The sequence below is a fragment of the Halobaculum sp. MBLA0143 genome (assembly GCF_041361465.1).
GTDB lineage: Archaea > Halobacteriota > Halobacteria > Halobacteriales > Haloferacaceae > JAHENP01.
Genome location: NZ_JBGKAC010000001.1, coordinates 2920903 through 2940244 on the forward strand (window position 1 = coordinate 2920903; position 19342 = coordinate 2940244).

Here is a 19342-nt window from a genome sequence, read left to right on the forward strand (position 1 = left end):
CCATGCACTGCGACCAGCCGACGACCGAGACAGTCCCCGACACCCGGGGAGACGACGTGGAGGAGACAGTATGAGCCAGCCGGACGTGACCGCGGAGGAGTTAGAGCTGCCGATCAAGCGAACGGACGGAGACACACTCGAACAACGCCTGACGAGCAACGCGTACGACAACATCCTGCCGGCGCGGTACCTCCGGAAGGACGCCGACGGCAACGTCACCGAGAACCAGGAGGACCTGTTCGAACGGGTCGCCCACAACATCGCGCTCGCCGAGGCCGTCTACGAGGCCGAGCGCCGCGACACGACGGTGACGGTGACGCCGGACCAGCTGAAGCCGGACCACCCGCGACGCGACGAACTCGCCGCGGAGGTGTTCGGGGCGGGCACCACCACGGACGACGACGCCGAGACGACACTGACGGAGACGAACGTCAACAAGTTCGCCTACGAGACGGTCGTGCCGGAGCTGCCGGGCGAGATCGCCCAACACGTCCAGGAGACGGCCGCGGAGTTCCGCGACAAGATGGAGCGGCTCGCCTTCATGCCGAACTCGCCGACGCTGATGAACGCCGGCGACGAGCTCCAACAGCTGTCCGCCTGCTTCGTCGACTCTCCCGCAGACGACATCGACGACATCCACCAGACGGCCAAGGAGGCCGCCCAGGTGTTCCAGAGCGGCGGCGGGATGGGGTACGCCTTCTGGAAGCTGCGACCGTACGGTGACGCGGTCGGTTCGACGGGCGGGATCGCCTCCGGTCCGATCACGTTCATGCGGACGTTCGACCAGATGTGCGAGACTATCGCCCAGGGTGGCGCCCGACGTGGTGCCCAGATGGGCGTGATGCGCGTCTCGCACCCGGACGTGATCCAGTTCATCCACGCGAAGAACAAGGACGTGTCGCTGGCACGGTCGCTCCGCCTGAACGACCCGGACGACTTCACCCACACGTCCTTCGCCGACGCCTTGGAGGAGGCCCGCGAACTGATCGACGACGACGGGAAGGTGCCGGAGCACCTCCGGAACGCCGTCGAGGGCCACCTCTCGAACTTCAACATCTCCGTGGGGATCACGGACGACTTCATGGACGCCGTGAAGAACGACGAGGAGTACACGTTCACCAACCCCCGGACGGAGGAGCCACACGTCGCCACCCACGAGACGAAGGAACTGTACGAGATGTTCGGGCTGGGCGACCACGTCGAGGTCGGCGAGACCCTGTCCGTGCCGGCCACGGAGATCTGGGACCACATCGTCGAGGGTGCCCACGAGAACGGGGAGCCGGGGATCGTCTACCTCGAACGGATCAACGAGATGCACTCGTTCGACGTAGAAGAAAATCCAGAGCATCAGATTCTTGCAACAAATCCCTGCGTCACCGGTGACACCCTCATCAGCACCGAGAACGGCCTCGTTACCGCGGAGGAGCTGTACGAACAGGGTGTTGCGACCGACGTGGTCGTCGACGGTCGTCTGAGCGAAGAGACAGTCAAAGAGGCCAGCAGCGTCTACGAGACCGGCGAGAAAGACGTGTTCGAACTCACGACCGAGGAGGGCTACGAACTCCGTCTCACGGCCGACCACCGCGTCATGACCGACGACGGCTGGGTCGAGGCCGGTGAACTCGACGCCGGCGACACCGTTCACATCCAGAACCGGAAGGGTGCGTTCGGTCAGCACGGCTCCGCAGAAGAGGGGCGTGTTCTCGGTTGGCTCGTCGGCGACGGCCACCTGAAGAACGGCGAGGAGCGTGCCGTCCTCAACTTCTACGACGAGGACGCAGAAGTGTCCGAGTCGTTCGCGGACGACGTGAACGAGGTCGTCCGTGAGCCGACTGGCACTGCGAACTACGAGGTCGGAGTCAACGATATCACTCGTAGCGACGACTACCGCGGGGCGCAGGCCGTCGAGCAGCGAATTCGTTCGACACGGCTGTACGAGTACGCCGCCGAGGCAGGTCTGACCGAGGAGAAGCTACAGGTCCCCGACGCCGTCATGCGCGGGAGCGAGGAGATGGCCCGCGGGTTCCTGCGTGCGTTGTTCACCGCAGATGGCGGTGTGCAGGGTAACGTCGAGAAGGGCGTCTCAGTTCGGCTGACGAGTACCAGTGTTGATCTGCTCGGCAGTGTCCAACAGCTCCTCCTCAACTTCGGGATCAAGAGCAAAATCTACGAGGAGCGACACGAGGCCGGCCTGCAGGAGATGCCCGACGGAAAGGGCGGCACTGCAGAGTACGAGCGACAGGCAGATCACGATCTCATGATCTCGAAGGACGATCTCCTCCAGTTCCGTGAGGAGATCGGCTTCCTGCTCGACTACAAGAACGACGCGCTGGACGAGCGCCTCTCCAACTACGACCGCGGCCCCTACAGCACTCGGTTCGAGGCGACGGTCGAGTCCGTCGAACACGACGGCCACGAGACGGTGTACGACCTGACCGAACCGGAGACGAACTCCTTCGTCGCCAACGGGCTCGTGGTTCACAACTGCGGCGAGCAGCCGCTCGAAGAGTACGAGGCCTGCAACCTCGGGCACATCAACCTCTCGACGCTCGCGGACCAGGACGCGCCGGACTGGCGCGTCTGGAGCGAGGAACACGAGTTCGACACGCTGGAGGAGGGTGTCGAGCGGTTCCTCCGGGACGCCGTCGACTTCGAGGAGTTCGACGACCGCATCCAGACGGGCACGCGGTTCCTGGAGAACGTCGTCACGATGTCGGACTTCCCGGTCGACGAGATCGAGGAGACGGTCGCGGCGATGCGGAAGATCGGCATCGGGATCATGGGGCTCGCACAGCTGTACATCCAGTTGGGCGTGAAGTACGGCGACGAGGTGGCGAACGAGATCGCCGAGCAGCTGATGACCCACATCAACCACGAGTCGAAGACGGTGAGCCACGAACTCGCACAGGAGCGTGGCACCTTCGACGAGTGGGACGAGTCGAAGTACGCCGACCCGACGGCGTACCGCGAGTGGTTCGAGCACCACACCGGCGAGGACGCCGACGAGTGGGCCGACGGCTACCCGATCCGCAACCACAACACGACGACCATCGCGCCGACGGGATGTGTCGAAGAGAACTCACTCGTCTCGACTGACGACGGTCTGCGACCGATCAAAGATCTCGACGAGACGACTGCAGAGTTCGAACAGTGGGACGAGATCGACGTTGGCGTCACGACCGACGGCGGGACCAGAGCGGCGACCGCCGTCTACGACAACGGGTTCGCCGATGTCCGACAGATCGAGACAGAGGGTGGATTCAGCGTTGCTGCGACACCCGACCACCGCTTCCGAACGCTCACCGAGGACGGCGAGTACGCTTGGAAGGAGGCAGACGACTTCGAGTCCGGTGACCGTATCCTCCTCCAACGGAATACCTTCGACGGTGGGTCTCGGCTCTCACTCGACACGAGCGAGCGAGAGAACTACTACCGGAACACCGACGACGATCTCGAACTTCCGGCCGAGATGACGCCCGAACTCGCGGAGTTCCTCGGCTACTTCATGGGTGACGGCTACGTCCACGACGAAGTCGGTGTGAAACTCGTCGTCGAGTCGGAGGCGACAGATCTTGACGAGCATCTCCGGAGCCTCGGTGAACGACTGTTCGGTGTCACTCCAACAGTGGAAGACCGAGATACGCGCCACATGCTGACGTTCGGCGGTCGTCACCTTCCCCGGTACTTCGAGGACAACGGGTGGAAGAAAGACGACGGTAACCACGGTGAGGGAGCCGCGAGCGCGTTCATCCCCGAGGGAGTGCTGCGAGGCGACGAGGCAGTTGCGAAATCGTTCCTCCGTGGGCTGTTCGAGGCCGATGGAACGGCCTCCCGGAAGATCGAGCTCTCGACCGTCTCGCCGACGCTCGCCGACCAGGTGCAGACACTCCTGTTGTCGCTGGGCTGTGTGTTCGTCCGAGACACGCTAGAGATGGAAGCCGCGGACGACCACTACGGAGACCGTCCGCGCCACAGCATCCGTGGTGCGAACAAGCGTGAGGATCAGCGATTCCTCGACGAGGTCGGGTTCCTCACGAAGTCGACGGAATTCGACCTGACAGCGCAGTCGTACAAGAACGACACGTACCCACCGTCGGTGGTTGAGGATCTGCGGGCAGTCGACGGGTACGATTCCGTGAGCAAGCCAGTCAAGAAACGTGTCAACCAGTCGCCGATCAACGGCTCTGTCTCGCGTAAGCTCGTAAGAGATGTCGAGGCGGAGACCGGCGAGACAGTCCGAATCGACGGGCGCGAACTGACCGACTTCTACGCGGCAACCGTGGAGTCCGTCACTGAAGGAACGGCGTACACCAAGGACATCAGTGTCCCGTCGAACAATACGTACGTCGCTGATGGCTTCGTGACTCACAACACCACCTCGATGGTGGGCAACACCACCGGCGGGTGTGAGCCGATCTACAACGTCGCCTACTACAAGAACGTCTCCGACGACGTGCAGGGCGACGAGATGCTCGTCGAGTTCGACGACTACTTCCTCCGGACGCTGGAGGAGAACGACCTCGACGTGGAGGCGGTCAAACGCGAGGCCCAAGACCAGATGGCGACCAACGAGTTCGACGGCGTCGACGGACTGGAGACGGTTCCGGACGCAATCGGCGAACTGTTCGTCGTCACCGGCGACTTGGACGCGAAGGACCACGCCGGCGTCCAGGTGGCGTGTCAGTCCGGCGTCGACTCGGCCATCTCGAAGACGGTGAACGCGCCGAACGACTCCACCGTCGAGGACGCCCGCGAGGTGTTCGAGTACATCTACGACCACGGTGGCAAGGGCGTCACCTACTACCGCGACGGCACCCGCTCGAAGCAGGTGCTCACCACTCGCGCGGACAACACGGAGTTCGCCGACGAGACGGAGGCGGCCGAGACCATCGTCGATCAGATCGGCGAGGTGTTCGGCGGCGTCGAGGCGTTCCTCGACAACGAGGACGTGCAGGCGGCCGTCGACGCGGAGATCGACGAACTGCTGGCCGCGAGCGAGCGACCGCAGGTGAACTACACGGAAAAGCGGCCGCGGCCGGACTCGCTCACCGGGGTCACCCAGCTGATCGAGACCGGCTACGGGAAGATGTACGTCACCATCAACGAGGACCCACAGACCGGCGAACCGTTCGAGCTGTTCGCCAACATCGGTCACTCCGGCGGGTTCACCAACTCCTTCACGGAGTCGCTGGCGAAGGTGATCTCGACGGCGCTGCGATCCGGTGTCGCCCCGGCGGAGATCATCGACGAACTCCAGGGGACCCGGTCGCCGAAGGTGGCCTGGGACAAGGGTGAACAGATCCAGTCGATCCCGGATGCCATCGGCACGGCGATGCGTCGCTACCTCGACGGCGAGATCGACCGCGCACACCCGGAACAACAGAACCTGGGTGAGATCGAGGACGCCACGCCGCCGGAGACGCCTCGGGGCGGCACCACGACGGAGCCCCCGGCCGACCCGACGCCGGAGTCCGACGGTGGCGTCGCCGCGGCGGAGGCGACGAGCGACGCGGTCGAAGAGCTCATCGCCAACGGCGAGTCGCCGGAGTGTCCGGAGTGTGGCAGCATGACGCTGTACTACTCCGAGGGCTGCAAAACGTGCGAGAGTTGTGGGTGGAGCGAATGCTGACACTCCAGTAGCGTCTCTCGACTGATCCGAGCGTCTCTCTGCGCTTCTCTTCTGCGGCTCTACCTCGGCTCGCTCGACCCGAACACTCCGCCTCTCTCCTCTGGCGTCCGCGGTTCGCGAGCGACCGAGATCGACCGACAGAGGAAAGCCCACCGGGCCGTTAGGCGGGCGTATGAGCGATCTCGACGCCGAGGTGCAGACGGCAGACGACTACGGCGGTGACGGCCCGCCGGTTGCAGAGAAGCCGTACAAGATCATCTTCGAGGCGAACGCCTGTTTCGGCGCCGGGAAGTGTGCCGAGGTGTCCGACACCTGGAGTATGGACATCACCACGGGGATGGCGAAGCCGGAGACGTACTACATCGACGAGGACGACCTGGACCACAACGTTCGCGCCGCCGAGGTGTGTCCCGCGAAGAAGGACGACGGCTGTATCCACGTCGTCGACCGCCGCACCGGCGAGGAGATCGCCCCCGACCCACACGGCGACGGGACGTTGAGCGTGGACTGGTGAGCCACCGCCACTGGTGTGTCAGCCCTCACGGACAGCGAGCCGGGACGTGGTGTCGTCAGTCGTAGACGGCGTCACGCGTGTCGAGTGCCAACACTCGGAGCTCGTCTTCTGCCCGGAGCCAGTCGACAATTGCCCTGCGTTTGCCGATTCGTAGTGAGTACTCCTCACGACCGCGCAGGGGTTTCAGGTGGCGCTCGGGATTCGTTCCAGCGTCGTCCAGCTTCGATCGGACCCGTGACTCGATGTCGTTCGGGAGGTCGTCGAGCCGCTGTTCGACGTCCGGGTGTAGCAACACAGTCGCCATCGTCCCTCACAGTTCTCGCCACTCGTCGGCGTCTGCTCGCTCGTCGACGACGGCCTCGGTCTCGATACCGAGTTCGGGTGCGACCTCCGCCCACCAACCGACGGCACGAGCACCCAACGTCTTCCGGGAGACGAGTCCGGCGTCGGCCATCGTCTGGAGTCGCCGACGGACTCCTTCCGTCGTCAACTGGACGTCGAACCGTTGGAGCCCCGTTGCGACCTCTTCGGCAGTCAACACCGGGTCGTCCTCGTAGTCGAAAATCTTGAGAATCTCTTGATCCGACACGGTCTCGTTGAAGCGGCCGGCGTCGTCACGTCCCTGACTCATACGAGGGACCACGATCCGAGTCCTGATAACCGTTTGGCTCGTGCAAACCGGACTGTGGAAACGTTGCCTCCGACGGTCTCCCAAGGGGTAAAGGAGGTCTTGGTCTCGGGATTCGAACCTCGGTCGCTCACTTCGTTCGCGGGTCACTCCGTTCCCCGCTCGCTCTGCTTGATCCCCTATCTGCGGTGGCACTGGAGCTAGAACGCGAACGAGGGCCGAAGGCCCGAGTGAGCGCCTTTTTAATCGAGCTTTTTTCCTTGGGTGCGCGCCTGCGGCGCGCACCCAAGGAGTGAAAAAGGTCAGTGTGTGGTAGTGCGAGGGGAGGGATTCGAACCCACGGACCCCTACGGGAGCGGATCTTAAGTCCGCCGCTTTTGGCCAGGCTCAGCCACCCTCGCGTGTCCGTCACTGGGGCGCTCACGGGCTTGTTCGTTACGGTCCACAGGCTTTAGCCGCCGGCCGCCACACCCGAGTGTATGAAGTCGACGGACGGTGCCCGCGCGGCCAAGACCGCCGCGGGCGAGCGTGCTGCACAGGCCGTCTCCGACGGCGACACCGTCGGCCTCGGCACCGGCTCCACCGCCGCGGCCGCGATCCGAGCGCTGGGCGACCGGGTCGCAGACGGCCTCTCCGTCACTGCCGTGGCGACCTCCCACCAGTCCCGGGCGCTCGCCCGCGAGGTCGGCGTCCCGCTGACGGCGCTGTCGGACACGGCCCGGCTCGACGTGGCTATCGACGGCGCAGACGAGGTGGCTCTCCCCGACGGCGGCGAGCCGCTGGTAACGGCCCCGCCGCTGGTCAAAGGGGGCGGCGCCGCCCACGCCCGCGAGAAGGTGGTCGCCGCCGCGGCAGACCGGTACCTCGTCGTCGTCGACGACACCAAACTGTCGCCGACGCTGTCACACCCCGTCCCCGTCGAACTGCTGCCGGCCGCGGAGGCGACGGCGACCCGCCGACTCCGCGAGTCGGGCGCCGACCCGACGCTCCGGGCCGCAGAGCGGAAGGACGGCCCGGTCGTCACCGACAACGGGAACGTAGTCGTCGACTGCGCGTTCGGCGAGGTGACGGCCCCCGCCGAACGCGCCGCCGAGATCGCCGCGATCCCGGGTGTCGTCGAACACGGACTGTTCCCCGGAGTCGCCGACAGCGTCGTCGTCGGCCGACCGGACGGCGACGCGACTGTCCGACCGGTGAAATAACGAGAGAAGAACGGCCGGTCCGTCGAGATCTACAGGTCGCGCGGCTGGACCGTCTTCCGGTCGTTCGCCTCCGCACGCCGCGCTGCGTCGTCGAGGAGCTCCGCGACTTCCTCGTCGAGTGCGTCGTAGAAGTCCGACGCGACGTTCTTTTCGTCCAGGTACTCCTTGACGGCTGCCTTGATAATGTGATCCGCCATGCACACGTCGCTACCGGACGGTTACTTATAAACGTTCTCAAATTCCGGCGGGAAGACCGTCTCTCGCGGTCGTTTAGTTTCTGTGCGACGGGCGTACACACTCGTCGTGCCGGGACCGACGACTACGTGTCGCCCGAGGCCCTGGGGGGAGTATGCGCGAGACACTCGCGGCCGTCGCAGCGGGGGAGCTCACTCCGGCGGAGGCGGAGGCACGGATCAGGGGGTACACGACGATCTCCGACGGGGACCGGAGCGCGCGGTTCGACGCCGCCCGCCAGGGCCGTCGTGGAGTTCCGGAGGGGATCCTCGCCGAGGGGAAGACGGCCGCGGAGGTGGCCGCCGTGACGGAGCGGGCCGTCGAGACGACCGGTCGTGCGGTCGTCACCAGAGTCGACGACACCACCGCCGACCGGGTTCGCGAGGCCGTCACGGCGACTCACCCGGACGCGACCGTGGAGCGAGACGAGCGTGCCCGGACGGTGGTGGTCCACGCCGCCGACTTCGAGCCGCCGTCCGTCGACGGGACGGTCGCCGTCGTCGCCGCGGGGCTGGCGGACGCCCACGCGGCCGGCGAGGCGGCGGTGATCGCCCGCGAGGCCGGCCCGACGGTGGAGCGGTACGACGACGTGGGTGTCGCCAACTTGGACCGTGCGCTGGACGTGGTCCCGGCGCTGCGCGAGGCGGACGCGGTCGTCGTCGCCGCCGGCCGCGAGGGGGCGCTCCCGACGGTGATCGCCGGCCGACTCGACACCCCCGTGATCGGGCTCCCGGTGTCGGCCGGCTACGGTGCCGGCGGCGACGGCCACGCCGCACTCCTGGGGCTGCTCCAGTCGTGTACGGTGTTGTCCGTCGTCAACGTGGACGCCGGCTTCGTCGCCGGGGCACAGGCGGCGCTGATCGCACGGCCGTGACCCGTCTGGGAGCCGCCGAGGCGGTGGATCTCTACCGACCCCTGGCGAGGGTATTTGTGTGGTCGTCACGTACCGCACGTTACCGGTACTCGTGGACGCCGGCTGACCATGCCACGCTGTGACCACTGTGGATCCCACGTGTCCGACCGCTTCGCACGCGTCTTCAGCGACGAACGAGGACGACTGAACGCCTGTCCGTCGTGTTCCGCCAACGCGGGCATCGCCGAAGCGGCACGGGCGCGCTCTCGCCAGGATTGAACCGAACACCAGCCACGGTCCGCTCCCGGGACGGATCGACAGCCGCTTACCCCCACCCGGCTCTCCACACGTCCGTGAGCGACCACTACGTCTACGTCCTGTCGTGTGCCGACGGGACGCTCTACACCGGCTACACCACGGAGCCAGCCCGCCGCGTCGCCGAACACGACGCCGGCGAGGGAGCGAAGTACACCCGGGGCCGCACTCCCGTCGAACTCGTCCACGTCGAACGGCACGACTCCCGGTCTGCGGCGCTGTCCCGCGAGCACGAGGTGAAGTCGCTGTCTCGGGCGGACAAGGAGACGCTCGTTGCGAGCGACCACGGACTCGACCCGGCGGCGTTCCGCGAGTGAGCGAGAGTGTTTTCACCGCCCCAGTCCCAATCAAACGTGTGCGACTCGGAATCCTCGAGATGGTCGGCACGGTCGGAACGCTGATCTTCGCGCTGCCGGTAGCCGGCTACGGGGTAGAGCGTGCCATCGGCGGCGACCTCCTGTTCGGAGCCGGCTTCGTCGGCCTGGCGGCGCTGATGGTGTTGCTCCCGCGGAAGCTGACGACGCCGAGCGACGTGCCGGCCGAGGCCGCAGAACGTGCCGTCGGGGGCGTCGTCGGCGACGACGAGGACTGAGCTACCGGAACAACCGGTAGGAGGTCCGGCCGACGGCGATCTCTTTCGTCTCGCCGTCCGGCGCGACGCTCGTGACGAGCGTGTCGGTGAACCCCATCGAGTCGCCGGCGCGCAACACCTCCGCCTCCACCCGGAGATCGTTCGTCGCCGGCCGGAGGTAGGTGACGTTCAGGTCGGTCGTCGCCAACGACCCGGTCGTGGGGTCGTCGAACGTCGACCGCAGCGCGAACCCGGAGGCGGTGTCGATCAGCGAGGCCGCGACGCCGCCGTGGATCGACCCGACCTGCGACCCGGGGTTGACCAGCTTCTCGTCGTACGGGACGGACATGACGATCCGGCCGCGCTCCAGGTCCTCGACCTCGAGGTTCAGCCACGACAGGAAGCCGTGTGCCTCGACGAACGCCGCCATCAGGTCCGCGTGCTCCTCGTCCAACGGGACGTGGTCGTCTGCCATGCGGTCCCCGAGCGGTGCCGTCGACTTGACAGGTTCGGTGACGGCCGGGACGGTCACGCCCAGTCGTCGCCGTCGCGGTCGCCCCCGTCACTCGCTTGATCGCCCGCCTCGCTCACGTCCACGTCCACCTCCGTCGGCGCCGGGCTCGACCCGTCGCCGGCGTTCTCTACGTCGATGGGGACGCCGGTGTCTTGCTCGCCGAAGCCGGCAGAGAGGATACGTGTCAGCGCCTCCTCGACGCGCTCGTCGGTCTCCGTGATGTCGTCCGGGTCGACCTCGATGACGAACCCGGTGGTGATGTTGGGTGCGGTCGGCAGGAACACGGTCTCGCGGCCGTCGGTGGTCGTCTGTCCCGTCTTGAACGCGGTCATCCGCATTCCCGGCCACGGCTCGATCTTCACCGGGGTCTGGAGCTCGTCCGTCCCGGTGAGCGCGGTCTCGATGGCCAGCTTCGAGGCGTTGTACACCACTCGCAGCCCCGGGACTCGGTTGATCGTATCGTCGATCACCCCTTCCAACACCCGGCCGGCGGTCGTCCGCATCAGGTAGCCCGCGGAGAAGACGAGCAGGACGAACACGACGAGTGCGACGAGCACCTGCGCGACCTCCGTCGGCAGCCAGGAGGGTGTGCCGGTGATCTTCGGCACGCCCAACGAGGAGAGCTGTGTGTACACCCACCCGATGACGAAGACGATCACCAACAGGGGGGTGATCACGACCAGACCGCTGGCGAAGTCTCGCTTCCAAGTAGTCATCGGGGGTCCTGCGTCCGAGTTACGTTCGGAGACTATTCAGGGCTTTCACATCGTCCGAGGAGGAACAGACACACGAGCCCGGTAGAAACTATCAGACGCCCAACACGGCCCGGGCGGCGAACGTGAGATTCTCCTTGCGCTCGCGCACTCGACGGTAGAAGTACGACAGCCACTTCGCGCCGTACGGGGCGTACTGCCACACCTCGTGGCCCTCGGCTGCGAGCCGGCGTTGTGCGTCCTCTCGGACACCCATCAGCATCTGCACCTCGAACTCCCCGCCGTGACGCTCTTGGAGCTCCTGGGCGTACGCGATCATCTCCGGGTCGTGGCTGCCGACGCCGATCCCTTCGTCTCGGTTCTTGAACAGGTACGTCAGGTTCTCGCGGTACGCCTCGTCTACCTCCGCCTTCTCCGTGTAGGAGATCTCCTCGCCCTCGTCGTAGGCGCCCTTCACGAGCCGGATCTTCCCCGGCACGTCGACGAGTCGCTCCAGGTCCGCCCGGGTTCGCCGGAGGTTCGCCTGGACACAGAGTCCGACTCCGCCGTCGAACTCGTGGGCCAACTCCTCGAAGGCGTCTAGCGTCGTGTCCGTCGTCGTGGCGTCCTCCATGTCACACCAGACGAACACGTCGTGCTCGTCACCGGCAGCCACGACCCGACGGTAGTTCTCCCGGAACACGTCCGGCCCCACGTCGAGCCCCAACTGCGAGGGTTTCACGGACACACAGCCGTCGAGCTCCGTCTCGCCGAGGTCCGCGACGAGCTGCTCGTAGGCCGCCGTGTCGGCGTCCGCCGGGGGCCGCTCGTGGTAGTGTTCACCCAAGAGGTTGAGGATCACCGCCACCCCGTCCTCGTTGGCGCGCCGCGTGTGCTCGAACGCCGTCGCCGGTTCCTCCCCGGCGACGAACTGGCTGGCGACTGGTGGAATCACGACACAGGGTACCAGACGGTCGGGCTTCAGTGTTCCCTCTCGCGCCGCCAAGAGAGTACTGAACGCCGAGTGAACGTCGCTACCGGTCGCTCACGGTCCGATACCGATCATGCCGTTCTCCAGCGTGTCCACGTCGTCCCCCTCCTCGCCACACTCCGGACAGACGAACCCGAACGTGCCGTCCTCCGTCGGGACGACGCGGACGGACTCCGTGTCACACGCCGGACAGATCCGTGGCACACGCACGTCCTCGCTGTCGCGCGGGGCACCCAGCGCGATCACCTCCGCCTCCTCCTCGCCGTGGTTGCCGCCGGTCTGGAACTCACCCGGGCCGAACCGGACGACCTCGCCGTCCGCGACCGTCACCTGGTCGTCTTCGGCCTGTGCCGTGTGGAAGGTCACTTCACCCTCGATCACGACGAACACCTCCTCCTGATCCTGGTGGGCGTGGAGGTCACCCGAGAGGCGGTCGTCCGGCTGCAGCCGGTAGTGGTTCACCGCCACGTCTGTCGTCCCCAGCGCTCCCGCCAGCACGCGTTGGTCGACGTCCGTCGCCGTCGCTGCCTGCTCGACCTCGTCGATGGAGATGTGCTCCATACGCCGAACGTAATCTGCCGGATACAAGTAATTTCATGCTAGTTGCAGTCTCGGTTAGGCAATGGCTGTCACGGAATCACGCGACAGCAGCCGTCGGAGTGTCGCCGTGTACACGTCCGTCGCGGTCTCGACGTCCGCCCACCGGACTCGCTCGTCGGGGAAGTGCGCCGACTCGATGCTCCCCGGGCCGAACAGGACCGTCGGAATCCCGGCGGCGACGTAGTGTCTGGAGTCGGCGCCGTACGTCGCCCCGACCGGCGTCGTCCGTGCGCCGGCCTCCTCCGCCGCTGCCCGCAACGCTCGGACGACCGTCGCGTCGGGGGCCGTCTCCGCCGGCTCGAACTGGACCGAGAACCGCTCGAACGTCGGCGGGTGTTCGCGCAGCCAGTCGTCCGTCTCCGCCGCCGTCGCCAGCCGCTTGCGGAACTGCGCTTCCACCTCGCCGACGGACTCGCCGGGCGCGACGCCGATCCGGAACTCCGCCGTCAGCGACGCCGGGACACTGGAGGCCCACGATCCCGCCTCGACCGTGCCGGCGACCACCGGCCACGGCGTGTCGAACCGCTCGTACAGCGGGTGTGTCACCGTCTCGGCCCGTTCGGCCTCCAGTTCCCGGAACGCCGTCCGGATCGTCTCGAACCGCGGCAGCACGGACTCCCCGCGCCACCGTGTCGCGGCGTGTGCCGACCGGCCCTGGAGCCGGAGCCGCGCCATCAACGACCCCGCGGTCGCCGTCACCGGCCGTAGCTCCGTCGGCTCCGCCACGATCGCCGCGTCCCGTTCGAACGGGTACGGGTTCGACAGCGCCGCCGTCGCCGCCCCGCTGCCGCCCGCCTCCTCGTCGACGACGGACTCGACGACCACCCGGCCGTCCAACGACGCGTCCGCCTCGCGGAGCCGGTCGACCGCGAACAGACACGCCGACAGCCCCGACTTCATGTCCGCCGCGCCGCGTGCAGTGAGCCACTCGTCGTCCTCGTCCCAGGTCGGCTCGAACGGCTCCGTTGACCACGACTCCCGTTCGACCGGCACCACGTCGCTGTGGCCGTTCGTCACGACCGTCGGCCCCGCCTCGGGGTCGCCGAACGACGCGACACCGGCGACGTTCGGCCGGCCGTCCGCGTCGATCTCGCCCGGATCGTCCGGGAACGAGTCGTGATCCGCCAGCAGCTCCGGGTCGGCGTGCCAGGTGTACGTCTCCAGCCCGCGGTCTGCCAGTCGCTCGCGGAACCACTCCTGTACTTCCCCTTCTCGGCCCGTCACGGAGTCGAACCGGAGGAACGACTCGACGAACTCGCGGCGTGTGGTGGCTGTCACGGCTCGGGGTACGCATGAGCGGCACTAAGTTGTAGGTGCTCTCCACGAGTCGACGCGGTCCAGACAACTACTCGACAAAAAGAGTATCTGTGAGAGATTCCAACACTCTTCGTGAGACAGTGTCTCTTCCGCAAGACCGAGATCAGTTCGCGGACGAACGCGAACTGCGAGCAGACGTTCACGCCGCCGTCGAGCGTGCGCTCAATCGGACGTTGGAGGGACGCGATCGTAAGGGCACGAACGTAGAGTTGGAAAAACTCGCGTTTCTGGTGATCGACGAGTTCGACCTGGAACTGACGTACAGTTGGTACATCGCAGGAGCGTGTACTGCGACCGGACGAAGTTCGACGGATCGACAGGGACCAGACGGTCCCAGCGGCCCGTCACTGACCGACGACAGAACCCGAGTCGACTTTGGCGACGTGACCGCCGAGATCGACGACGACCGCACGCAGAAGTTCACCAACTACCTCGCGTCAGAGACGTTGTTCGACGACTACGAACTGCGAGACGTGTGGTACACGGGACGCCACGAGTTCCTCTCTGACTTCTACGAGGCGTGTGCCCCCGAGCGGTACACCGACGCCTACCTCGCGGCTACGGAGATCAGGCGTCACCTGAAGGCGTTGGCCGACGACGACCAGACGAACAATCGTAGCCTCTTGGAGTACACGTCCGGCGAGCAACCGCTGTTGGACGACGAGACAGAAGAAGCGTTCAGACTCTCGGTTTCGGATCTCCACCTCGCGCTCGCCCGCGACGACGACCTCTCGGAGACGACTGCCGTCGTCACCGAGGGGACGGACCTGATCGAGCGAACGCTCGACCGACTCACTCGCGTGGAGCCGACGGCGGGAGAAGAGCGGGATCTAATCGAAGAGCTATCGGAGTTCTTCTTCTTCTACGTCTGGCGGCTCCCGGCGCTCGTGATCTCGATCCAGACCGCAACGGGACCGAACGCCGGCGAGCTACGAGTGCGAGAGGCCCGGGAACTCGACGGGTTCCCCGAGACCGTCCGGCGTCGGCGTGACGACTTGGCCGAGCATCTTCACGACGCTCGTCTGCTTCCTACACTCGAAGAAGACAAGGGTTCAGACATCGGCCTGAGTTACGAAATGTCCTTGACAGAGGACTGACTACGCCCGGTGGATGTCGGCTGCCAACCTCGACACGTCCGTCCTCGTCGACTATCTGCTGCTCAACCTGGCCGTCCGACTCGGAATCGACGGTCTCCGAGCGGACGTTTCGGAACCCAGCGCGACGGACTCGCTGTTCAGTGACGGGACACGACACCTCGTGATCGGCGGGAAAGTCGACGAAGAGTTCTCGGCGTTGTGTGACCGCCACCGAGCGATCTATCAGGACGTACTCGACTGGGCTTACGACAATCCCGACGGCGATCTCGACAACTACGATCTCTCCGAGCGTGACGTACGAGCGACTGCCAACGACACAGCGCTGTTCAGCGGCAAAATAAACTACAACTGGAGTGGGACACCGACGCCCGAGCAACTGTCCCGCTTTCGACAACTGAAACAGGAGATCAGGACGGTGGAGGTGGAGATCCATCGCCGGCTCGACAGCGAGTACGACCAGTTCGACGACCCGAGTCTCACGAGTGAACTCTCCGACCTCGGCCTCGACCACGACACCGATGTCGTCGTCGACGCGGTCGAAATCGCGGACGACCACGGGATCGACCTGCTCGTCTCCGTGGACGACGGGCTCACCAATAACGAGTCGGAGCTGAACAACCGAATTCGGGCGGCGGGTCACACCGTCTCGCTCCGAGTCGCCCGCCCCAGCGACGCTTGACCTACAACTCTTCCACGGCCGCCACCGCTTCGGCCAGCGACGGCGCCTCGAACCACTCGCTACCCTCGGGGTCGCCGGCGGCGTAGGCGTTCGCGCCGGCGGTGTACAGGTTCGCGGCCGTCTCGACGACCTTCCCGGGCAGCGCCGGCGGCTCCCGCTCACACAACGGCCGCCAGTCGGCGACTTCCGCCTCGTCGGCGCGTTCCTTCGCCTCCGAGACGGCCCCCACCCACGCCGGGTGCTCTCGCTTGTAGTACTGCCGGATCACCTCCTTCGACACCTGACGGCCCTCGTAGCCGAACCGGTTCTCGTCGAACGTGCCGGCCACGTCGGCGACGCCGACCTCGCCGTCGACCCAGTAACACTCGATCTTCCCGTCTTGGTGGGTGAGGCCGGCGGCGGCGGCCCGCTCCGTCACCACGTCGTTCACCGTCCGGGCGAGCTCGGCCAGCCGGTCGACGCTCGCCCGGCCGGCGATCTCGTCTGCGGTCTCGCGGTCGAGGTAACGGTCGCGTTCCTCGAACTTCGTGGAGAACTCCACGACCGGCTCCGGCAGTTCGACCGGCTCGTCGGGCCAGGTCTCTCGGTCCAGCCCGACCGCCCGCGGGTCGCGCCGGCGGCGGAGACTGGAGCCCACCGGGACGGCGTTGCGGAACACGATCTCCAACGGGACGAGGTAGTTGTCGCCCGCGGTGGCGTGGAACGCCTCGTAGTCGTAGCCGTCGGCGCCGCGGTGCGGCAGCTCCGGCACACGGACGAGGCTGATCGCCATCTCCCGTGGCGGCTCCGTCGCGTCCGCCAGCGAGTGGATCGGCCCGTCTGCGTCCCCCACCCCGCGGTAGTGGGTGGGGACGCCGGCCGACTCCAGTAGCTCGAACGTCGTCGCACCCGTCAGACACAGCGCCGCGCCCTTCTGCGGGATCGCGTCCGGCATCTGTCCCCAGTCGAACACGGAGTAGGCGTCGGTGAACCGGAAGCGCCCACGACCGACCGCCGTCTCCGTCGCCGCCTCCGCCACCCGGAACTCCTTGACGCTCGTCACGCCGCCAACTGTGTCCGGGTGGTACCTGTACCTTTCCACTCTCGTGTGTACTACGGGGTCCAGAAACCCGGCAGACGACCACGAACGTGCCCACCGCTACCGCTCGGCGGCCGCTCGGATCGCCCGGTCACGGGCAGTCTCCAGGTCCGCGAGGACGCTCGCGGCCGCCGCCAACACCGGGTGTGTGGCGTCGAGGTCGCCGTAGACGTAGTCGTACCAGTGTGGGTTGTCCGTCTCCGTGTGGATCTCTGCCTGTCGCTGCGCGACGAGGTCGCTCACCCCCTCCTCGTGCCACTCCAGTCGCTCGACGGTCGCCACACAGCCGTCGAAGTCGTCTGTGGCGATGTCCGTCCCGGCCGTGGCGGCGTCCGCGGCCGGCGCGAGCACGTCTTCGGCCTCGCGGAGCCGGCGTTCCTCCGTGTCCAGGCGGTCGAGCACCGTCTCCCGGCGGTCGCGCGCCTCGACGGCGCCGTCCAACAGCGTCCGGTAGAGCGCTGGCGTGAGCGCCGATCCGGAGGCGACGGTGCCGGCGACCCCCTCGGAGAACTCCGCGGCCATACTCTCCGTCAGGGTCTCGTCGTACTCCGCGGCGTGGTGTGGGGTGGACATCACCGTCTCCTCGTACGCGTCTCTGACGGCTCGCAACCCCCCGCCTCTGTCCGCGACACTACCGGTGACGAGGGTACCCCCGCCGGGCGGCTCCACGTGGTCGCCGGGCGTGATCCGGTTCGTCTCCAGCCGTCCGACCCGCTGGCGGAACTGTTCGAAGGCGTCGCGTTCTGCGGCCGCACGACGGCGCTCGTCGGCGACGGCGTCGTGGGCGTCTCCGAGGTGCAGCAACGTCACACCGGCCAGGAGGAGGGCGACGACACTCACGAGGACGACGACACCCGCAGCCAGGAGCTCCGGGTGGCCGCAGCCGGTGGCGCGACAGACGGAGACGACACTGTCCTCCAGCCCTCTGGTGGACATCCGCCCGACCGCGCTCGACGCGGCCCCGTTCGGTTGTGGCATACATCGTACCGTGTGAACTGGTGACACATTATTGTTTCTCCCGAGTCACACGTTCGTTCACTCTTCGGGCTCGGCGTTCTCCACGGGCTCCACTCGCCGGTCACTCGACGGTCGCCAACGACGCCGCCGCCGGTCACTCGACGGTCGCCAACGACGCCGCCAGCGCCCGTTCGTAGTCGTCGGACGGCTCCCGGACCGCCCGGCCCAGCCGTCTGGCGAACGTCTCTGCGCCGTCGGCGAACTGATCGGCGAACGCCGGCACGGTCCACGGCGCCGGCGGGCCGTCGTCGGTCAGCCAGAGCCGACAGACGAGCGTGGCCGTCAGGAGCTCTCGGGCCCGCTCCGTCGGCGCGTCGACGCTCGGCACCGTCGAGAGGTACGCCGCCGCCGTCGTGTCGTCGGCCCGGCCGGCGACCCACGACGCCACAGTCTCCGGGTCCGGGTCGCCGACCGCCTCGCGGTACGCCGCCGCCAGCGTCGCTTCCTCGTCGGCCACGTCGTGGAACACGTCGCCGACGACGACCGTGTCGGCGCCGGCCGACAGCACCGCCTCCGCGGCCGCCCGCGACCGTACACCGCCGCCGTACCACACCCGCGCCCACTGGGTCGCCTCGTCTAACCGCTCCAACGTCTCCGTCGCCGCCTCGCCGCCGTACGTCCCGGAGTACTCCAGGTAGACGATCTCGCTGTCGAGTCTGTGCTCGGCCGCCAGCGCCCGGCGTCTGGCCTCCGCCGGCTCCAACACGTCGTCGGCGGTGACGCCAGCCTCGCGGGCGGCGGCGCTGTCCGGGTTCTGGACGATGTACGCCTCCGAAACTGCCGTCCGGACGAGCCACGAGGTGAGCACGTCCACGAGACGGTCGCCGACACGACTCTGCAACGACCGGTCGGCCAGCGTGCTCGGGAGGGCGTGGGCCACCGCCGCTGGCACCTGGTCGTCGTGGAGCGACTCGACCCCGGCGCCGAGTCTGCCGACCAACGACTCGCTGTCCCCGTTCAACACCTCCGGCAGCGTCAGGAACGTCGCCGCCTCTCGGGTGGCGGGCGTGACGTGAGCGGCCGCGCTCGGCTCGTGGAAGGCCGGCACCGGCGCGGTCGACAGCGCCGCGAACGTCGCCTCCGTGTGTGCGGCCGTCACGCCGCTGGAACCGCCGACGGAGACGGCGTCCGTCGCCGCGAGGTACGCCGGAAACAACGTCGGCAGCCGCTTGTCCGGCTCCGGGTCCACCTTCGTGACGTGCGTCCAGTTCGGCACCGGGTTCGTCGCGTCACCGAACAGTTCCTGGGCGACCACACGGACCGCGTCGACGGCGGCGTACGACGAACGGAGCGACACAACTCCCCGGGAGACGGCGCGGGCACTTACCTCTCGCGGACGCCACCGACCGGCGGGACAAGACAAGACTGAAGGCCAGTGTCGGGGAACCGTAGCCGAGACGGGTCACCAGAC

At 67.0% G+C, this 19342-nt stretch carries 19 protein-coding genes, 1 tRNA gene and 3 pseudogenes; 11 read left to right on the forward strand and 12 right to left on the reverse strand.

Features of this window, described 5'->3' with window-relative positions:
• Positions 1–70 precede the first annotated feature (70 nt).
• The 4 genes and pseudogenes from RYH79_RS15125 to RYH79_RS15140 form a co-directional block, all read left to right on the forward strand.
• Positions 71–3058: pseudogene (locus tag RYH79_RS15125) on the forward strand (LAGLIDADG family homing endonuclease); the annotation flags it as partial.
• 18 nt (positions 3059–3076) lie between these two features.
• Positions 3077–3895: pseudogene (locus RYH79_RS15130) on the forward strand (LAGLIDADG family homing endonuclease); the annotation flags it as partial.
• A gap of 234 nt (positions 3896–4129) precedes the next feature.
• Positions 4130–5629, forward strand: a pseudogene (locus RYH79_RS15135) (TSCPD domain-containing protein); the annotation flags it as partial.
• A 172-nt stretch (positions 5630–5801) separates the two neighbouring features.
• Positions 5802–6143: a ferredoxin gene (locus RYH79_RS15140; RefSeq protein ID WP_370900559.1), complete on the forward strand. Its 342-nt coding sequence runs from the start codon at positions 5802–5804 to the stop codon at positions 6141–6143.
• A 55-nt stretch (positions 6144–6198) separates the two neighbouring features.
• Here RYH79_RS15140 and RYH79_RS15145 read toward each other — a convergent pair whose 3' ends face one another.
• From RYH79_RS15145 to RYH79_RS15155, 3 genes are all read right to left on the reverse strand, one after another.
• Complete coding sequence (locus RYH79_RS15145) at positions 6199–6447, reverse strand: type II toxin-antitoxin system RelE family toxin (RefSeq protein ID WP_370900561.1); 249 nt, start codon at positions 6445–6447, stop codon at positions 6199–6201.
• A gap of 6 nt (positions 6448–6453) precedes the next feature.
• A complete protein-coding gene (locus tag RYH79_RS15150) occupies positions 6454–6774 on the reverse strand; it encodes a winged-helix domain-containing protein (RefSeq protein WP_370900563.1) in 321 nt (106 codons plus the stop codon).
• A gap of 313 nt (positions 6775–7087) precedes the next feature.
• Positions 7088–7172, reverse strand: a tRNA-Leu gene (locus RYH79_RS15155).
• 78 nt (positions 7173–7250) lie between these two features.
• Between RYH79_RS15155 and rpiA the strand changes: the two genes are divergently transcribed.
• The gene (rpiA, locus tag RYH79_RS15160) at positions 7251–7973 is read left to right on the forward strand and encodes a ribose-5-phosphate isomerase RpiA (protein ID WP_370900565.1); all 723 of its coding nucleotides are present in this window, start codon (positions 7251–7253) and stop codon (positions 7971–7973) included.
• A 29-nt stretch (positions 7974–8002) separates the two neighbouring features.
• Here rpiA and RYH79_RS15165 read toward each other — a convergent pair whose 3' ends face one another.
• Positions 8003–8170 (reverse strand): DUF1931 family protein, encoded by a 168-nt coding sequence (locus RYH79_RS15165; protein ID WP_370900567.1) that lies wholly within the window; start codon positions 8168–8170, stop codon positions 8003–8005.
• A 152-nt stretch (positions 8171–8322) separates the two neighbouring features.
• Between RYH79_RS15165 and larB the strand changes: the two genes are divergently transcribed.
• The 4 genes from larB (at position 8323) to RYH79_RS15180 (ending at position 9967) form a co-directional block, all read left to right on the forward strand.
• Complete coding sequence (gene larB / locus RYH79_RS15170) at positions 8323–9081, forward strand: nickel pincer cofactor biosynthesis protein LarB (RefSeq protein ID WP_370900569.1); 759 nt, start codon at positions 8323–8325, stop codon at positions 9079–9081.
• Between the two features lie 108 nt (positions 9082–9189).
• Entirely contained in the window at positions 9190–9339 is a 150-nt protein-coding gene (locus RYH79_RS18080) for a DUF7563 family protein (protein ID WP_489753356.1), read from the forward strand.
• 74 nt (positions 9340–9413) lie between these two features.
• On the forward strand, positions 9414–9692 hold the full coding sequence (locus tag RYH79_RS15175) for a GIY-YIG nuclease family protein (RefSeq protein WP_370900572.1): 279 nt from the start codon (positions 9414–9416) through the stop codon (positions 9690–9692).
• 38 nt (positions 9693–9730) lie between these two features.
• Positions 9731–9967 carry a DUF7533 family protein gene (locus tag RYH79_RS15180; protein ID WP_370900574.1) on the forward strand — a complete coding sequence of 79 codons (237 nt, stop codon included), beginning with the start codon at positions 9731–9733 and terminating at the stop codon, positions 9965–9967.
• 1 nt (position 9968) lies between these two features.
• Here RYH79_RS15180 and RYH79_RS15185 read toward each other — a convergent pair whose 3' ends face one another.
• The 5 genes from RYH79_RS15185 to RYH79_RS15205 form a co-directional block, all read right to left on the reverse strand.
• The gene (locus RYH79_RS15185; protein WP_370900576.1) at positions 9969–10421 is read right to left on the reverse strand and encodes a PaaI family thioesterase; all 453 of its coding nucleotides are present in this window, start codon (positions 10419–10421) and stop codon (positions 9969–9971) included.
• 53 nt (positions 10422–10474) lie between these two features.
• Complete coding sequence (locus tag RYH79_RS15190) at positions 10475–11176, reverse strand: DUF502 domain-containing protein (RefSeq protein WP_370900578.1); 702 nt, start codon at positions 11174–11176, stop codon at positions 10475–10477.
• A 91-nt stretch (positions 11177–11267) separates the two neighbouring features.
• Positions 11268–12107: a proline dehydrogenase family protein gene (locus tag RYH79_RS15195; protein WP_370900580.1), complete on the reverse strand. Its 840-nt coding sequence runs from the start codon at positions 12105–12107 to the stop codon at positions 11268–11270.
• Between the two features lie 90 nt (positions 12108–12197).
• Positions 12198–12704 (reverse strand): cupin domain-containing protein, encoded by a 507-nt coding sequence (locus RYH79_RS15200; RefSeq protein WP_370900582.1) that lies wholly within the window; start codon positions 12702–12704, stop codon positions 12198–12200.
• A gap of 54 nt (positions 12705–12758) precedes the next feature.
• Positions 12759–14021: a M20/M25/M40 family metallo-hydrolase gene (locus RYH79_RS15205; protein WP_370900584.1), complete on the reverse strand. Its 1263-nt coding sequence runs from the start codon at positions 14019–14021 to the stop codon at positions 12759–12761.
• 119 nt (positions 14022–14140) lie between these two features.
• Here RYH79_RS15205 and RYH79_RS15210 point away from each other — a divergent pair, with 119 nt between their 5' ends.
• Positions 14141–15157: a DUF8098 family protein gene (locus tag RYH79_RS15210; protein ID WP_370900586.1), complete on the forward strand. Its 1017-nt coding sequence runs from the start codon at positions 14141–14143 to the stop codon at positions 15155–15157.
• Positions 15158–15170: 13 nt separating this feature from the next.
• Positions 15171–15836, forward strand: a complete 666-nt coding sequence (locus tag RYH79_RS15215) for a hypothetical protein (protein ID WP_370900588.1) — start codon at positions 15171–15173, stop codon at positions 15834–15836.
• Position 15837: 1 nt separating this feature from the next.
• Here RYH79_RS15215 and RYH79_RS15220 read toward each other — a convergent pair whose 3' ends face one another.
• The 3 genes from RYH79_RS15220 to RYH79_RS15230 all read right to left on the reverse strand — a co-directional run bounded on the left by RYH79_RS15220 (position 15838) and on the right by RYH79_RS15230 (position 19228).
• On the reverse strand, positions 15838–16878 hold the full coding sequence (locus RYH79_RS15220) for a phosphoribosylaminoimidazolesuccinocarboxamide synthase (RefSeq protein WP_370900590.1): 1041 nt from the start codon (positions 16876–16878) through the stop codon (positions 15838–15840).
• A gap of 96 nt (positions 16879–16974) precedes the next feature.
• Positions 16975–17892 (reverse strand): DUF7260 family protein, encoded by a 918-nt coding sequence (locus RYH79_RS15225; protein WP_370900592.1) that lies wholly within the window; start codon positions 17890–17892, stop codon positions 16975–16977.
• Positions 17893–18025: 133 nt separating this feature from the next.
• On the reverse strand, positions 18026–19228 hold the full coding sequence (locus RYH79_RS15230; RefSeq protein ID WP_370900595.1) for a geranylgeranylglyceryl/heptaprenylglyceryl phosphate synthase: 1203 nt from the start codon (positions 19226–19228) through the stop codon (positions 18026–18028).
• Positions 19229–19342 lie beyond the last annotated feature (114 nt).

Bases quoted from the DNA above. Each gene is read 5' to 3' on its own strand.
- RYH79_RS15165 (WP_370900567.1), bottom strand. From the start codon at position 8,170: ATGGCGGATCACATTATCAAGGCAGCCGTCAAGGAGTACCTGGACGAA.
- RYH79_RS15200 (WP_370900582.1), bottom strand. From the start codon at position 12,704: ATGGAGCACATCTCCATCGACGAGGTCGAGCAGGCAGCGACGGCGACG.
- RYH79_RS15185 (WP_370900576.1), bottom strand. From the start codon at position 10,421: ATGGCAGACGACCACGTCCCGTTGGACGAGGAGCACGCGGACCTGATG.
- RYH79_RS15150 (WP_370900563.1), bottom strand. From the start codon at position 6,774: ATGAGTCAGGGACGTGACGACGCCGGCCGCTTCAACGAGACCGTGTCG.
- RYH79_RS15145 (WP_370900561.1), bottom strand. From the start codon at position 6,447: ATGGCGACTGTGTTGCTACACCCGGACGTCGAACAGCGGCTCGACGAC.
- RYH79_RS15225 (WP_370900592.1), bottom strand. From the start codon at position 17,892: ATGCCACAACCGAACGGGGCCGCGTCGAGCGCGGTCGGGCGGATGTCC.
- larB (WP_370900569.1), top strand. From the start codon at position 8,323: ATGCGCGAGACACTCGCGGCCGTCGCAGCGGGGGAGCTCACTCCGGCG.
- RYH79_RS15140 (WP_370900559.1), top strand. From the start codon at position 5,802: ATGAGCGATCTCGACGCCGAGGTGCAGACGGCAGACGACTACGGCGGT.
- RYH79_RS18080 (WP_489753356.1), top strand. From the start codon at position 9,190: ATGCCACGCTGTGACCACTGTGGATCCCACGTGTCCGACCGCTTCGCA.
- RYH79_RS15215 (WP_370900588.1), top strand. From the start codon at position 15,171: ATGTCGGCTGCCAACCTCGACACGTCCGTCCTCGTCGACTATCTGCTG.
- RYH79_RS15190 (WP_370900578.1), bottom strand. From the start codon at position 11,176: ATGACTACTTGGAAGCGAGACTTCGCCAGCGGTCTGGTCGTGATCACC.
- rpiA (WP_370900565.1), top strand. From the start codon at position 7,251: ATGAAGTCGACGGACGGTGCCCGCGCGGCCAAGACCGCCGCGGGCGAG.